The sequence below is a fragment of the Corynebacterium pollutisoli genome (assembly GCF_900177745.1).
Taxonomy (GTDB): domain Bacteria; phylum Actinomycetota; class Actinomycetes; order Mycobacteriales; family Mycobacteriaceae; genus Corynebacterium; species Corynebacterium pollutisoli.
In genome coordinates, this window is record NZ_FXAR01000002.1 from 1 (window position 1) to 14,960 (window position 14,960).

The following is a 14,960-nucleotide window of genomic DNA, read 5'->3' on the forward strand; positions in this document are numbered from 1 at the left end:
CGGTCATGGCCCGCAGGGCCTGCAACGCAGCAACGGTGTTCATGCCCCGGACACTAAACCGGAAACAACGCGGCGTCGACAAGCAACCAACCCGGTCTGTGGATAACCACCGTCTATCCACAGAAACCGGCATTTCTGCCTAGCTACCGGTTGACAGAGTCAGTCGATGGATACTCCGATCCACACCGGCTCGGGCACGAGGGTCACGCCGAAGACCTCGCGCACCCCGTCGCGGACCTCCCGCGCCAGGGCGACCAAGTCGGATGTCTTCGCCGCCCCGCGGTTGGTGAGGGCCAGGGTATGTTTCGTCGACAGGCGCACGGGCGCCCCGTCACCGGGGTGGCCCTTCGCGAAGCCCGCCCTTTCGATGAGCCAGGCGGCGGAGAGCTTCTCGCCCCCGTCGGCGGGGAAGCGGGGCATGCGGTCGGCGTCGTCGTCACCGCGGGTGGCGCGGACCGCGGCCTGCACGGCGTCGGCCACCGCGGGATCCACCACGGGGTTGGTGAAGAAGGAGCCGGCCGACCAGGTGTCGTGGTCCTCCTCGACGACGACCATGCCCTTGCCGCGGCGCAGTTCAAGTACGGCGTCCCGGACGGCGGCCACGGGCCAGCGTGCGGTCCCGCCCATTCGACGCGCGAGTTCACCGAAGCGCAGCGGTGCGGACAGCCCGTCGGTGGACAGGTGCAGCTCGACGGCGAGCACGACGCCCCGGGAGGTGAACTTGAGGTTGGAGTAGCGGTAGGCGAGGTCCAGGGAGGATGCGGGCACCCACGAGACGGTGCCGGTGGGGCGGTCGAGCAGCTGCACCTGCACGAGGACGTCAGCGATTTCCGCGCCGTACGCCCCGACGTTCTGCACCGGGGTGGCTCCGGCGGAGCCGGGGATGCCGGACAGGCACTCGATGCCGCCGAGTCCGGCGGACACTGCGGCCGCCACGACGTCGTCCCACACGGCGCCGGCCCCCGCCACGACGCGGCCGGTCGCCACGTCGACGTCGAGTGAGTCGTTCTCCAGCAGGACGACCACGAGGTCGAGGTCTCCGTCGGCGACGACGAGGTTGGATCCCCCGGCGACGACGAGGAGGGGGACTGAGTGGGCGTCGAGAAGCGTGACGACCTCGGCCACCGCCGACGCGGTCGCGCACCGCACCACAGTGCGGGGCCGCCCGCCGAGGTGGAGGGTGGTGAGATCGGCGAAGGTCAGGCGGTCGTCGAGGGTGACGTCTGCCAGCTCGCTGAGACGTGACTGAATGTCGTGGGTCAGAGATGAGTCGCTCACGTGCTTAACGGTAGTCTGTTATCTATGGCAACCCGCAGTGAGAACACCGTAACCATCAACCAGCCGGTCGAGAAGGTCCATGCCGCGCTGACGAATCCCGACTACTGGGCATTCATCGCCAAGAACCTCTCCCCTGAGCCGGGTGAGGTCAATGAGTTCCAGCAGACCGAGGGCGGCGCTGTCGCCACCCTGTTTGAGGTCCTGCCGCTGGACATCCTCCCGGAGGCCGTCCGCGCGATGATCTCCCAGGCGCTGAAGGTCAAGCGTGTCGTCACCGTCGGCCCGCTGGCCGACAACGCGTCGGCCGTCACCTACACCGCCGACGTCAAGGGCACCCCGGTGGACTTCTCGGGTGACATCAACGTCTCCGGCGATGACGCCACCACCACTCTCGCCTACAACAACGAGGTCTCCGTGAACATCCCGTTCATGGGCCCGGCCATCGAGCCGAAGGTCGCCGAGGCGCTCGGTGACCTGTTCAACAACGAGGGCGAGCTGACCAACCGCTGGATCGGCGAGAACGCCTAGGCGTTCCTCGTTTCCCACTGCTCCACCCATGGCCGACCATGCCCACAACCTCCGTGCGGAGGCGGGGCGTGGTCGGCCTTTCGGCGTCATCACCCGCGGCACGACCGGCTTCAACCGGTTGCGGCGTTCCGACCGGTGGGCGGTGCATCATCCGCGCCTCCGGCGCCTGCTTCTCGACGCCCCCTCTCCCCCGCTCGCCGTCGACGTCGGCTACGGTGCCTCCCACACCACGACCGTCGAATGGGCGCAACGGCTGCGCACGATCCGCCCGGACCTGGAGGTCGTGGGCCTGGAGATCGACCCGGAGCGGGTGCTGCCCCCGCGGGACGGGGTGCGTTTCGAGCTCGGTGGTTTCGAGCTGGCGGGCCACCGACCGCAGCTGGTCCGCGCCTTCAACGTGCTGCGCCAGTACGACGTCGACCAGGTCGAGACCGCCTGGGAATCCGTGCTCACCCGCCTGGCGCCCGGCGGGCTGTTCATCGAGGGGACGTGTGACGAGATCGGGCGCCGCGCGGCGTGGCTGCTCCTCGACGCGGACGGCCCGGTGTCGCTGACGCTGGCGTGGGAGCCGTGGGACGTCGAGAAGCCGTCCGACGTGGCGGAACGCCTGCCGAAGATCCTCATCCACCGCAACGTACCGGGCGAGCGGATCCACGCGCTGCTGACCGCCGCCGACGACGCCTGGTTCCGGGCCGCCGGCTGGGAGCCCTACGGCCCGCGCGTGCGGTGGCGGCAGGCCCGGCAGATGCTCATCGACGACGGCTGGCCCGTCGACCCCGTCCGCCGGACGTTGCGTGACAATCTCCTGACGATCCCCTGGGCTGCGGTTGCCCCCACCCCCTAGGCTGCGCCACACTGTCTGTCATGGCATCTGTCTGGAAGTTCCTCGTCGGCGTGCTCGTCGGCCTTCTCGTTCTGCTGCTCGTGGTGGAGTTCGGCCTGCGCTGGTTCATCGGCAACGAGCTGCGCTCCAGCTTCGAGGAGCAGGCCGCCGCTGACGGGGTGACCATGGAGGAGGATCCGACGATCGCCTTCGGCAGCACCCCGCTCGTGCTGTCCGCGGTGCAGGGCACGATCCCCGACGTGGAGATCACCACCCCGTCCACCCTGCAGGCCACCGACCAGGGTTTCCTCGGCCAGCCGCGCGCGCACGTCGTCCTCACCGACCTCGACATCTCCGACACGGACAACCCGGTCGCCGCCCACATGGTGGCCACCACCGAGGTGCCGGACGAGTTCCTCCTGGACACCGTCCAGCGCGCCATGCGGGAGGAGGGTGCCGACGGCGGTCTCGTCCAGATCACCGGCCTCACCGCCAACACCGTCGACAACACGCTCGACCTGGAGTTCAACGGCGGAGCAGCCGTGCTCAACCTCATCCCCCGCCCCGTCGACGGCAACCTCACCTTCGAGGCGGCCGGCGCGTCACTGTTCGGGTTCGGCCTGCCCCAGCAGGTCTCCGACCTCATCACCCGCGGCCTGCAGCAGGGCGTGCAGGAGCAGGCCGGTGACTTCCGGATCGACGCCTTCGACGTCATCGACGGCGGTGCCCGCCTGCAGCTCAGCGGCGAGAACGTGGCCCTCAGCGAGGTGGCGGACACACAGCTGCCACGTCGCTGACCGCGACCCGGTCCGCGCCCGCGTCGAGAGCGTCGATGACGGCGTCGAGGGAATCGGCCAGGAGGGTGTGCGGCAGATCCCCGCTCATCGACGTCCCCACCAACCGCTCCGCCCCCGCCAGCGCGGCCGCGTCTGCCAGGGCGCGGGCGGAATCCGCGCCACGCCCCGCATCGAGGTGGACGGCCAGGGTGACCGGCGGCGGCACGGCCTCCCGCACGGCGACGATCTCCGCCAGCAGGGCGTTGGGGTCCGCGATGTGGGGGTCGGTGGCCAACCAGATCTCCGTGGCCCCCTGTGCGACGGCCAGCCGGGCCTCCGCCGCCTTCACCAGCGTGTGATGACGCCCGGAGGGCCAGCCCACGACCGCGGCGACCGTCAGACCCTCCGTGTCCCCCGACGACTGCAGGGTGGAGGGGGCGAGCACCACGCCCCGCAGGCCCGCGGAGCGGGCCCGGTCGACGCCGTCGCCGACGACGGGGGCGTCGACAAGCAGAAGAAAAGCGTGGCCCGAAAGCCACGCTGCGTCACTGGTCACCAGCCGTAGTTGCCGTTGACGATGGACTTGAGGTGCGGACGCACATCGAACCAGTAGACGCCGATCGCCACGATGCCGGCCCACGACAGGAACGGCACGCGGGTGATCACCACGAAGGCGGAACCGACGAGGATGGCCACCCAGATCCACTTCGACTGCCGGTCACCCGCCTGGTAGGCGTCGTCGCGCGTCGTCACCGCGAACGCGGCTCCCACCACACCGCACAGGGCGATGAGGGCGTAGAGGATCATTTCGAAGAGATTGAGACCGGCGATCAGCGACATGATGGTTCTTAATTGTCCTTGGTGTTCGGGGGCGGGACGTCCTCGGTGCTGACGACCTCGCCGTCAATCATATGCGGCACGCCTTCTTCCGTGGTGGTCGAGGGGGTCTCATCCTTGTCGACGACCGTGCCGGCACGCGCAATGAGGTCGTCGAGGCGGGCGCGCAGATCGTCGATGAAGGAACGCTCACCCTCGGTCTCCGTGGCGGCACGGCGGGCGCGGGCCTGCTCGACGGTCTCGTCGAAGGTGGCACGCACGGAGGCGACGGCGCTGTGGAAGGCGGACTTCGCCTCGGTGGCGGAGGTGGAGTCCTTCGTCTCACCCGCGGCGCGACGGGCGGAACCCGCGAGATCACGGATGATCTCCTCCGCGCGGCTGGCGAAGTTGAGGGACACGTTCTTGTAGTCCTCGGTGGACTTGGCACCCGACAGACCCGCGCGGGCCTCCTGGGTGGCCGTGCGGAAACGCTCCTTCGCCGACTCCTTGCCCACGTTGGCCGCGTCACCGGAGTACACGCTGTGCACGTCGGAGGGGGCGTCGGTGCGCTCACGGTCCGCGCGGAAGCGCTCCCCGAAGTCGGAGACCACGTCGCCGAGACGGGCACCGGCGGAGACCCAGGCCTGGAAGGGCTCACGCAGGTTGTCCAGCACGGAGTTGTTCTGCTCGGGGGTGGTGTTGGTGTTGTCGTTCGGGGAGGTCACGGGACTGTCCCTTTCTGTGTCGGTCACGCTCCGAAGAGCAGGTGATTCACAGTGTAAATAGCTAATCCGGCGAGCGCACCAACAATTGTTCCGTTGAGCCTGATGAACTGCAGATCCTTGCCCACCATGAGCTCGATCTTGTCGCTCGCCTCCGCCGCGTCCCAGCGCTCCACGGTCTCCGAGATGATGGCCGTGACCTCGCCCGCGTAGTTGTCCGCCAGGAAGGCCGCCGCGCCGGTGATACGCCGGTCGAGGCTGGCGCGCAGCTGCGGATCCGTCTGGATGTTCGTGCCCCATGTGACACACAACTCGGAGATCTTGGTGCGCAGCAGGGACGTCTCGTCCTCGGCGGCGTCGATGAGCGAGGCCGAGGCGGTCGCCCAGATCGCGGCCGCCGCCCCCTGCACCGGGGTCGAACCCAGCAGGTCGTGCTTGAGACCCTCGATGCGCGCGATCATCGTCGGATCGTGCTGCAGGTCCTCGGCCAGATCCTGCAGCGCCCGGCGAATCGCGTGCCGGGCCTCGTGCTCCGGATCATTCGCGACGGCCGCCGTGAACCCCACCAGCTCCTTGTACACCTTCGCCCCGACGAGATCCTTCGCGAACTTCGGTGCCCACTGCGGCGTCCGCTCGTCGATGAGACTGATGACGGTCTCCTCCATCCCCAGCACCTTCCGGTGCGCCCAGGTGACGACCTCCTGCACCACCGGCTCCGTGCGACCGTCCTCGATGAGGTCGGCGAGCAGGCGGCCGGCGGGCGGACCCCACTGCGGCTCCGTGAACCGGTCGATGAGCTGGGTCTGGATGAGCAGCTCCGCGTCCTTCGGGTCGAGGGCCCGGACCGCGTTGGCCGTCAGCCGCCCGGCCTCCCGGGACACCTTCTCCGCATTGGGTTCCTGGGCCAGCCAGGAGCCGAGCTTCTCGGGGATGTTCGCCGAGGACACCTTCTCGGTGATGAGCTCCGCGTTGAGGAAGTTCTCCCCCACGAACTCCGACAGCGCCTGACCCAGCTGGTCCTTCTTCTTCGGGATGAGCGCCGTGTGCGGGATGGGGATCCGCATCGGGTGGCGGAACAGGGCGGTCACCGCGAACCAGTCCGCCAGACCACCCACCATGCCAGCCTCCGCGGCCGCGCGGACGTACCCCACCCACACCGGGGCCCCACCCGGCTGGTTCTGCCACCAGCTGCACGCCAGGAAGATGACCGCCGCCACCACCAGGAGGCTGGTGACGAAGATCTTGTGGTTCCGCAACGTGCGGCGACGCTGCGCCTCGACCTCCGGGCTGGGACCGGGGACGGAGCGGGCGTCGCGAAGCTCGAGCTGACTGTGCCTACCCATGTCGACCATTATCCTCAGAGCATCTCGAAGGCGAGCATGAGGATGTTGATCGACGTGAGGATCGTGATCAGCGTGATGAGGACGATGATGATGTTGCGACGCACGTCCCCCAGCCTACGGACCCGACAACGGCGAAGGCCCGCCCCCGGGGTGGGGACGGGCCAGACGGGCCGAAAGACGTCAGCTGAAGTTAGTTGATGCGTCCGGTGGTGTCGCGGTACTCGCGGTAGTAGCGACGACCGCGGTGGATGAGACCGAAGCCGGCGGCCAGCAGAACAACTGCGATGACGGCGCCGATGATCATGTACAGCGTGGTGTCGTACTCGGCGACGGTGACGCCCTGACCCCAGATGAGGGTCGCGGCCATCCAGATCATGATGCCGAAGCCCGCCAGGGAGGTGAGCACCAGACCCATGCCGATCCAGGTGGAGGAGCGCTCCAGGGAGGAGTGCGGCGCACTCAGGGAGTTGGGCTCGTAACCGTCGATGTAGGAGTCGTGGAGCTTCGGAGCGTAGTCCGGGAAGCTCTCGGATGCCTGATCGGCGACCGCAAAGTTGTTGGAAGCCATTGCTTACTCGCTTTCGTCTCTCGTGACTCGGGTGACCCCGAGCTTAGTCGTCCTTGCCGCGGAAGGCGGCGCGTGCGCGCTCCTTGGTGACGGCGGCGACGGCGGTCAGCGGGATACCCGCCGGGCAGACGTCGGCACACTCACCGAAGAGGGTGCAGTGACCGAAGTTGGTCTCGAGCTCGTCGACCATGTGACGGGCGCGCTTGCCACGCTCCTCCTTGCCCAGCGGCATGAGAGAGAGGTGGACCAGCTTCGCGCCGGTGAACAGGTGCGCAGCACCGTTCGGGCAGGCGGCGACGCAGGCGCCACAGCCGATGCAGGCGGCGTGATCGAGAGCGAACTCGGCGGTCTCGTGGTTGACGTGCAGGGTGTCGGCGTCCGGGGCGGTGCCGGCGTTGATGGAGACGTAGCCACCCTTCTGCATGACGCGTTCCAGGGAGGAACGGTCGACGACCATGTCCTTGATGACCGGGAAGGCAGCGGAACGCATCGGCTCCAGCTTGAGCACGTCACCGTCGTTGTAGCCGACCAGGCGCTGCTGGCAGGCCGGGGTGTTCTGGCCGGGGCCGTGCGGGCGGCCGTTGACCATGAGGCCACAGGTGCCACAGATGCCCTCACGGCAGTCCGAGGCGAACATGTACGGCTCCTTGTTCTCCTCGACCAGACGGTTGTTCACGTGGTCGAGCAGCTCCAGCACCGACATCTGCGGCACGGCGTCCGGGACCTCGACGGTCTCGAAGGCACCCTCGTGGGTCGGTCCGGCCTGACGCCAGATCTCAAGTGTCAGCTTCATTACTTGTAGTTCCTTGTCTGCAGCGGGATCGATTCGAAGTAGAGCGGGTCAGCGTGGCGGATGAACTTGCCCTCGCCTGCCGGCTCCCACGCGGAGACGAAGCACCAGTTCTCATCGTCGCGTTCGGCCTCGCCGTCCTCGGACAGGTGGTCGTCACGGAAGTGTGCACCACAGGACTCGTCGCGGTCGAGTGCGTCGACACACATGAGCTCGCCCAGGTCGATGTAGTCGGCGACGCGGGCGGCGTACTCGAGAGCCTGGTTCATGTAGTTCTGCTCGCCCGGGATCTGGACGTTGGTCCAGAAGTCCTCGCGGAGGGCGCGGATCTTCACGATCGCGTCCTGCAGGTCCGGGACGTTACGGGAGACGCCGCAGGCGAAGTACAGCAGCTCGCCGAGCTGACGGTGGTAGTACTCGGCACCGTGCGGGTTCGGGCCCTTGATGTTGAGCAGGCGGTCGATGCGTGCCTGGGCGCGCTCGACGGCCTCGGCGGCCTCCGGGGAGTCAGCCGGCAGAACGTCCTCGCCGAGGTGGTTGGCCAGGTAGTTCGGGATGGTGAACGGCAGGGTGAACCAGCCGTCGACGGAGGCGGACAGCAGCGAGTTGGCGCCCAGACGGTTGGCACCGTGGTAGGTCCAGGAGGCCTCGCCGGCGGCGAACAGGCCGTTGAGGGAGGTCATCTCGTTGAAGTCGGTCCACAGGCCACCCATGGTGAAGTGGCAGGTCGGGGCAATGCGCATCGGGGTGGTGTAGGGATCCTCACCGATGGCGTCCTGGTACATCTCGAAGAGGTTGGAGTAACGCTCGCGGATGGTGTCCTTGCCGAGGCGCTCGATGGCGTCGCGGAAGTCCAGGTAGGCGGAGTTGTGCAGCGGGCCGACGCCGAGACCGGCGTTGATCTGCTGGGAGATCGCACGGGAGGCGACGTCACGCGGGACCAGGTTGCCGAACGCCGGGTAGCGGCGCTCCAGGAAGTAGTCGCGCTCCTCCTCCGGGATGGTGTTCGGATCGCGGTCGTCCTTCGGCTCCTTCGGGGACCAGATGCGGCCGTCGTTACGCAGCGACTCGGACATCAGGATGGTCTTCGACTGCCAGGTCGCGTTGACCGGCAGGCCGGTCGGGTGGAACTGGATGAAGGCCGGGGAGGCGAAGTAGGCACCGTGCTCGTACGCACGCATGAGGGCGCCTGCGTTGGAGTTCTTGGCCAGGGTGGACATGTGGTACACGTTGCCGTAACCGCCGGTCGCCAGGATGACGGCGTGGCCGGTGTGAGCGGTCAGCTCACCGGTGATGAGGTTACGGGTGACGATGCCCTCACAACGCTTGTTGTCGTCCTTGTTGGTGACGATGAGGTCGACGACGTCAGCGTGGGTGAAGATCTCCACGTTGCCCAGGCCGATCTGGCGGGTGAGCGCAGAAGCGGTGGACAGCTGGAGCTGCTGACCTGTCTGGCCACGGGTGTAGTAGGTGCGGGACACCTGCACACCACCGAAGGAACGGGTGGCCAGGGTGCCGCCGTACTCGCGGGCGAACGGGGCGCCGATGGCGTTCATGTGGTCGATGACGCGGCCGGACTCGATGGCCAGACGCCAGCAGTCGGACTCACGGCAGCGGTAGTCGCCGCCCTTGACGGTGTCCTTGACGTGGCGGTACGCGCCGTCGTTGTCGACCTTCTTGCCGCGGGCGGAGTTGACGCCACCCTGGGCGGCGATGGAGTGCGCACGGCGCGGGGCGTCGTGGTAGGTGAACACCTTCACGTCGTAGCCCAGCTCGCCGAGTGCGGCGGCGGCGGCGCCACCGGACAGGCCGGTGCCGACGACCAGGACCTTGAACTTGCGGCGGTTCAGAGGAGACACAAGGTTCATGTGCTCCTTCTGGTAGTCCCACATCTCCTTGGTCGGGACGCCCTTGGGCTCGGCGTTGTCGAGGACGGTGCCCGGCACGACGCCCTCGACGATGGAGGCGGGGTGACGGAACTCAGGACGAGAAGCAGTCTCGGTGTTGCTCATATTTTTCAGAACTTCCCTTCAGGACCTAGCTGAGCCAGCCCAGAGCGATGGACAGCGGCATCGAGATGTTGCCGATCATGACGATCGCCGGCACCAGGTAGGCGACGACGAGCAGGACCTTGCGCCAGCGCAGGCCGGTGATGCCGAGGTCGGACACGGCCAGCCAGATGCCGTGGGACAGGTGCAGGAACAGGACGACCATGGCGAGGATGTAGAAGATGGCGACCGGCCAGCGGGAGAAGCTGGCGATGAGGTTCGCGTAGATCTCGCCGTGGGCGAAGGTCTCCGGCGCGGCCGGGGTGACGCCCATGGTGAGGTCCAGGATGTGGAAGACGATGAACAGCAGCAGGATGATGCCGGTGATGAGCATCGTGCGGCTGGAGAAGGTGTTCAGGCCGCCGACTAGGTTGGTACGGGCGAACTTGCCGCGGGAGACGCGGGAACGGCCGTGCAGGGCGAATGCACCGTGGATGTGGAGCACGACGGCTGCCAGCAGGACGATGCGGAAGATCCACAGGAATCCCTCACGCGGGAAGATCGGCGCACCCATGGTGCGCAGCCACTCGCCGTACTCGTTGATCGCGGCGACGCCGTTGTGGTCCGGCATGAAGATCTTCAGGTTACCGACCATGTGAACCAGGACATACAGTCCGAAGATCAGGCCGGTGATGGCCATCACGAGCTTGATGGCCCAGGTCGGGTAGGACGGCCGCTCGCGCAGCGGCTTCTCAGTGATTTTGCCGTGGACGATTGCGTCCCGGTCTGCGTTCTTAACAGTCATGGCACCTCCAGTGTCGCTCATACTTTACGGTCACTCCCCCGGTCGCGACCACTTTCGGACAACCTCGTCGAGCACTTCCCCCCGTTGTCACACCCGCACCAGGGGCCGCGTAAGGCGAGCCTAACCTCAACTGATCCGCGCCGAAATGTGCATAAAACGTCGCCAGCCACGGTCCGGAGAGGCTATGGGGGCGGTTTTGTTCCCGTTTCGGGGGAGTTCCCAGAATATTGTGAGGTTGCTCACCCGGTTCCCGACCCCCGACGCATCCCACCCCGTTAGGTATCAAACTTTCGGCTAATTACTCACGTGTCAGGGTTTTTCTCCACTCGATTCACGGCACGCAACAGTCTTCCCACGCAAAGTTCGCAATTTGGCTTATGAGTGAGGCCCGTCACGCTACTATGTCGGGCATGGGAAAGACCTATGTGGGTTCGCGCCTGCGCCAGCTGCGCCGCGAACGCGACCTCAGCCAGGCGTCACTCGCCGCAACGCTCGGGCTCTCGGCCAGCTACGTCAACCAGATCGAGCATGACGTCCGTCCGCTGACCGTGCCCGTCCTGCTGCGCATCACCGAGGCCTTCGGCGTTGACGCCACCTTCTTCTCCCGGGACGACGACTCCCGCCTCCTCGCCGAGATTCAGGACGTGGTGCTGGACAAGGAACTGTGCCCCAGCCCGGTCGAGCTGCAGGAGCTCTCGGAGCTGGTCTACAACCACCCGGCTATCGCCCGGACGATGGTCGACATGCACCGTCGATACCGCAACGTCCGCGACAAGCTGTCCATCGCCACGGACACCCGCCGCCACGCCGGCCCCCTCAACGCCGCCGGCCCGCAGGCCCTGTCCATGCCGCATGACGAGGTGCGCGACTTCTTCTACGCGCGCCAGAACTACCTCGACGACCTGGACACCAACGCCGAAGCGATCTCGGCGGACCTGGACATCCAGCGGTTCTCCATCCGTTCCACCGAGGAGTCCCTCGCCGAGCGCCTCCGGGAGCGACACGGCATCGAGATCTCCACATCGGAGGATCTCGACGGCACGCTGCACAGCCTCGACCGCAGCACCGGTCATCTCCAGCTGGCCAGCCGCCTCAACACCGGGCAGCGGGCCTTCCGCATGGGCATGGAGCTGGCCTACCTCGAGGCCGGCGACGACATCGAGGCGCTCATCTCCGCGGAGAGCTTCACCTCCGAGGCGTCGGCCAACCTGGCCCGGCGCGGTATCGCCAGCTACTTCGCCGCCGCCGTGCTGCTGCCGTACAAGGGCATCCACTCGGAGGCGGAGCGTTCGGGCTACGACGTCGACTTCCTGTGCCACGTCTTCGGCGTCGGCTACGAGACGGTCGCCTCCCGCCTGTCGACGATGCAGCGCCCCAACCTGCGCGGCATCCCGTTCACGTTCGTCCGCGTCGACCGCGCGGGCAACATGTCCAAGCGCCAGTCGGCGACGGGTTTCCACCTGGCGAACTCCGGCGGCACCTGCCCGCTGTGGAACATCTACGAGACGTTCACCAACCCGGGCACGATCCTGCGTCAGTTGGCGCAGATGCCGGACGGGCGGAACTACCTGTGGATCGCCCGCACGGTGCGTCATCACCGGGGTCGTTTCGGGGACACGGGCAAGCTCTTCGCCATCGGCCTGGGCTGCGAGGCCCGCCACGCCGACCGCACGGTGTACGCGCAGGGCCTCAACCTCGACGATCTCTCCAGCGCCACCCCCATCGGTGCCGGCTGCCGCGTGTGCCCCCGCGAGAACTGCGCCCAGCGCGCGTTCCCGCCGATCCACGAGGAGATCACCATCGACGCGCACCGTTCGTCGGTCGCCCCCTACAACTAGTCCCCCGCCCAGCTCTGCGCGCGCCGTTCGTGCTCGCGCAGGTTGTAGGTGGCGGACCGGATCTCCACGTCGCGGTCGAAGTTGGAGCCCAGCGCCCCGGCCATCGCGCCGAGGGAGGCGCTGAGCCAGGCGATGGACAGGTAGGTGATGATGCCGACGTCGCGCTCGAGTTCCCCCTCGAGGTACGCCCGCGGGATGACCACGACGGAGGCGAGCACCATGACCAGCCACACGGTGGTGTGGAGGATGACGGCGGTCATGCCGATGGTGCCGATCGTCGCCAGGTTGTCGACGTTCTCCCGCCACCGGGACTCCTGCGTGTTCTTCCGCTGCCACAGCCGGTTGTGCACGATGAGCCAGGCGGTGAAGGCGACGGTGGCGAAGACGCTGATGAGCAGCAGCCGCCAGAACGTCAGCTCCTCGGCGAGCTTCCAGATCGAACCGTAGAAGATACCGAAACCACCGGTCGCGGTCATCGCCGCCAGCGACGACGAGAGCACCGGCAGCAACCGCCCCGGCTCGTTGCTGCGCACCATGCCCAGCACCATGCGCAGGGTGAGCCCCGGGTGTTCGAGGACATGGGTCTCGACGTCCGGTGCATCCGCCGAATCCTCCCCCTCCGCCGGGTCCGGCCCGGAGCGCAGCACACCGCTGACCTGCTCGTCGCGCTCCACGAGGCCGGTGATCTCGCGGCGCAGGCGGCGGCGCACGCCGAAGGCCCCGAGCGCGGGCAGGGAGATGAGGACCGCCTTCTGTCCGGTGGCCCGCTGGGTGACCACCGGCTTCTCCCACGCGGACAGCGGCAGGTCGGTGACGTAGATGAGGCGCTCCCAGCCGTAGGCGTCGAGCAGCTCACCGGCGTGGTCGTTGAGCTGCACGTCCCCGTCGGGGGACATGGGCACGGTCCCCTTGCGCACCTCCACCGGGCCGACGTCGGGCCAGGTGCCCTGCAGCACCTCGCTGCCGTCGTCGGCGGTGATGAGGCGGGCGTCGATGAGCACGGACCGCAGGATGCGGGACACGTCGGCGGTCGGCTGACCCGAGTCCGCCAGGATTCCGATCGGTTTCATCTGGATCTTTCCCCTCCCTGACATGCAGAAAGGGGCCTCCGCGGAGGCCCCTGCTGCGTGGTCGAGCTAGAAGTTGATCATGTGGCCGGAGATGCCGTGGGCGGCCTCCTTGACGGCCTCCGACAGAGTCGGGTGAATGTGGACCGCGCGGGAGATCTCCTCGGTGGTGAGATCGTAGTTCTGCGCGAGGACCAGCTCGTTGATCAGCTCGGAGGCGTTGGCACCGACGACGTGGCCGCCGAGCAGCTCGCCGAACTCGGCGTCGGCGACGATCTTGGCGAAACCGTCGGTCTCGGCCAGGCCGACTGCCTTACCGTTCGCGGAGAACGGGAAGGAGGCGACCTTGATCTCGCGGTCCGGCCACTTCTCCTTGGCCTGCTCCTCGGTGTAACCGAAGGAGGCGACCTGCGGGTTACAGAAGGTGGCGCGCGGCATCATCATGTAGTCGCCCAGCTCGTGGGTCTCGGCGCCCGCGATGGTCTCGGCGGCGACAATGCCCTGGGCCTCGGCGACGTGGGCCAGCTGCAGCTTGGCGGTGACGTCACCGATGGCGTAGATGTGCTCGACGTTAGTGCGCATGAAGTCGTCGATGGCGATGGCGCCCCGCTCGGTGAGCTCGACGCCGGTGTTCTCCAGGCCGAAGCCCTCGACGCGCGGGCGGAAGCCGACGGAGACCAGGACGCGGTCGCAGGTGATGGTCTCGGTCTTGTCCGAGCCCTTCTTCTGGTAGTCGACCTCGACGGAGTCACCGTTGTCGCGCACGGCGGTGGTGGCGTGGCCCGGCAGCAGCTTCACGCCGAGCTTCTTGTAGGCCTTGGCGATGACCTTGGAGACCTCGGCGTCCTCGTTCGGCAGGACGCGGTCCATGTACTCGATGACGGTGACGTCGACGCCGTAGTTGGAGAGCACGTAGGCGAACTCCATGCCGATGGCCCCGGCACCGACGATGACCATCTTCTCCGGGGCGACCGGGTTGAGGATCTGCTCCTCGTAGGAGACGACGTTCTCGGAGAACTCGACGCCGCGCAGGCTGTTGACCACGGAGCCGGTGGCGATGATGCAGTCGTCGAAGGTGATGACCTTGCCGGCGTCCTTGCCCTCGGTCACCTCGATGGTCGAGGCATCCTGGAAAGTGCCGAAGCCGTCGATCTCGGTGATCTTGTTCTTCTTCATCAGGTAGTGGACGCCACCGACGATCTTGTCGGACACGCCACGGGAACGCTTGTGGGCGTCCTCGTAGTTGAAGGAGACGTCGCCGTTGATGCCGAACACCTTCTTCTCGTGGGTGAAGATGTGGGCGACCTCGGCGTTCTTGATGAGGGACTTCGAGGGGATGCAGCCCACGTTGAGGCACACACCGCCCCAGTACTGCTTCTCGACGACGGCAACCTTCTTGCCGAGCTGGGAGGCACGGATGGCGGCGACGTAGCCACCGGGGCCCGCGCCGAGTACAACAACGTCATAATGTTCAGTCACGATCACCAGAATAGGGCACCGTATGCCCGGTGTCACCGGTGAGTGCCCCCACAAAAGGAAACCGGAAAGAAAAAACGCCCCGGTGGGTACCGGGGCGTCGATAAGCGGGGGTTAGAACAGGCCCGCCATCAGGGCCGCC

The 14,960-nt window shown here is 67.2% G+C and carries 15 protein-coding genes; 4 read left to right on the forward strand and 11 right to left on the reverse strand.

Going from position 1 to position 14,960, the window contains the following annotated elements; translation table 11 throughout:
- Positions 1-159 precede the first annotated feature (159 nt).
- Positions 160-1,278, reverse strand: coding sequence for a UDP-N-acetylmuramate dehydrogenase (locus tag B9Y70_RS03250; RefSeq protein WP_085548841.1), 1,119 nt, complete (start codon positions 1,276-1,278; stop codon positions 160-162).
- A gap of 24 nt (positions 1,279-1,302) precedes the next feature.
- Between B9Y70_RS03250 and B9Y70_RS03255 the strand changes: the two genes are divergently transcribed.
- Genes B9Y70_RS03255 through B9Y70_RS03265 form a run of 3 tightly spaced genes read left to right on the forward strand, consistent with a single transcriptional unit; the run spans position 1,303 to position 3,426 of the window.
- The gene (locus B9Y70_RS03255; protein WP_085548842.1) at positions 1,303-1,806 is read left to right on the forward strand and encodes a DUF2505 domain-containing protein; all 504 of its coding nucleotides are present in this window, start codon (positions 1,303-1,305) and stop codon (positions 1,804-1,806) included.
- A gap of 28 nt (positions 1,807-1,834) precedes the next feature.
- Positions 1,835-2,650, forward strand: a complete 816-nt coding sequence (locus B9Y70_RS03260; protein ID WP_085548843.1) for a class I SAM-dependent methyltransferase — start codon at positions 1,835-1,837, stop codon at positions 2,648-2,650.
- 20 nt (positions 2,651-2,670) lie between these two features.
- Positions 2,671-3,426, forward strand: coding sequence for an LmeA family phospholipid-binding protein (locus tag B9Y70_RS03265; protein ID WP_085548844.1), 756 nt, complete (start codon positions 2,671-2,673; stop codon positions 3,424-3,426).
- Here the strand turns inward: B9Y70_RS03265 and B9Y70_RS03270 are convergent.
- The 8 genes from B9Y70_RS03270 to B9Y70_RS03305 form a co-directional block, all read right to left on the reverse strand.
- Entirely contained in the window at positions 3,389-3,961 is a 573-nt protein-coding gene (locus B9Y70_RS03270) for a hypothetical protein (RefSeq protein ID WP_085548845.1), read from the reverse strand. The two genes, B9Y70_RS03265 and B9Y70_RS03270, sit on opposite strands and share 38 nt — an antisense overlap.
- The gene (locus B9Y70_RS03275; RefSeq protein ID WP_085548846.1) at positions 3,958-4,245 is read right to left on the reverse strand and encodes a DUF2516 family protein; all 288 of its coding nucleotides are present in this window, start codon (positions 4,243-4,245) and stop codon (positions 3,958-3,960) included. The genes B9Y70_RS03270 and B9Y70_RS03275 overlap by 4 nt, the downstream gene beginning before the upstream one ends.
- Positions 4,246-4,253: 8 nt before the next feature.
- Entirely contained in the window at positions 4,254-4,946 is a 693-nt protein-coding gene (locus B9Y70_RS03280; protein WP_085548847.1) for a CGLAU_01105 family protein, read from the reverse strand.
- A gap of 23 nt (positions 4,947-4,969) precedes the next feature.
- Complete coding sequence (locus B9Y70_RS03285; RefSeq protein ID WP_085549140.1) at positions 4,970-6,286, reverse strand: DUF445 domain-containing protein; 1,317 nt, start codon at positions 6,284-6,286, stop codon at positions 4,970-4,972.
- Positions 6,287-6,476: 190 nt separating this feature from the next.
- Positions 6,477-6,854 carry a hypothetical protein gene (locus tag B9Y70_RS03290; protein WP_085548848.1) on the reverse strand — a complete coding sequence of 126 codons (378 nt, stop codon included), beginning with the start codon at positions 6,852-6,854 and terminating at the stop codon, positions 6,477-6,479.
- A gap of 43 nt (positions 6,855-6,897) precedes the next feature.
- Complete coding sequence (locus B9Y70_RS03295) at positions 6,898-7,647, reverse strand: succinate dehydrogenase/fumarate reductase iron-sulfur subunit (protein WP_085548849.1); 750 nt, start codon at positions 7,645-7,647, stop codon at positions 6,898-6,900.
- Positions 7,647-9,656, reverse strand: coding sequence for a fumarate reductase/succinate dehydrogenase flavoprotein subunit (locus B9Y70_RS03300; RefSeq protein WP_085548850.1), 2,010 nt, complete (start codon positions 9,654-9,656; stop codon positions 7,647-7,649). The genes B9Y70_RS03295 and B9Y70_RS03300 overlap by 1 nt, the downstream gene beginning before the upstream one ends.
- A gap of 25 nt (positions 9,657-9,681) precedes the next feature.
- Complete coding sequence (locus B9Y70_RS03305; protein WP_085548851.1) at positions 9,682-10,437, reverse strand: succinate dehydrogenase cytochrome b subunit; 756 nt, start codon at positions 10,435-10,437, stop codon at positions 9,682-9,684.
- Between the two features lie 410 nt (positions 10,438-10,847).
- Between B9Y70_RS03305 and ramB the strand changes: the two genes are divergently transcribed.
- The gene (ramB, locus tag B9Y70_RS03310; RefSeq protein WP_085548852.1) at positions 10,848-12,275 is read left to right on the forward strand and encodes an acetate metabolism transcriptional regulator RamB; all 1,428 of its coding nucleotides are present in this window, start codon (positions 10,848-10,850) and stop codon (positions 12,273-12,275) included.
- Here ramB and B9Y70_RS03315 read toward each other — a convergent pair.
- Positions 12,272-13,345 (reverse strand): hypothetical protein, encoded by a 1,074-nt coding sequence (locus B9Y70_RS03315; RefSeq protein ID WP_085548853.1) that lies wholly within the window; start codon positions 13,343-13,345, stop codon positions 12,272-12,274. The genes ramB and B9Y70_RS03315 overlap by 4 nt on opposite strands.
- Before the next feature lie 66 nt (positions 13,346-13,411).
- The gene (lpdA, locus tag B9Y70_RS03320) at positions 13,412-14,821 is read right to left on the reverse strand and encodes a dihydrolipoyl dehydrogenase (RefSeq protein WP_085549141.1); all 1,410 of its coding nucleotides are present in this window, start codon (positions 14,819-14,821) and stop codon (positions 13,412-13,414) included.
- Between the last annotated feature and the right edge of the window lie 139 nt (positions 14,822-14,960).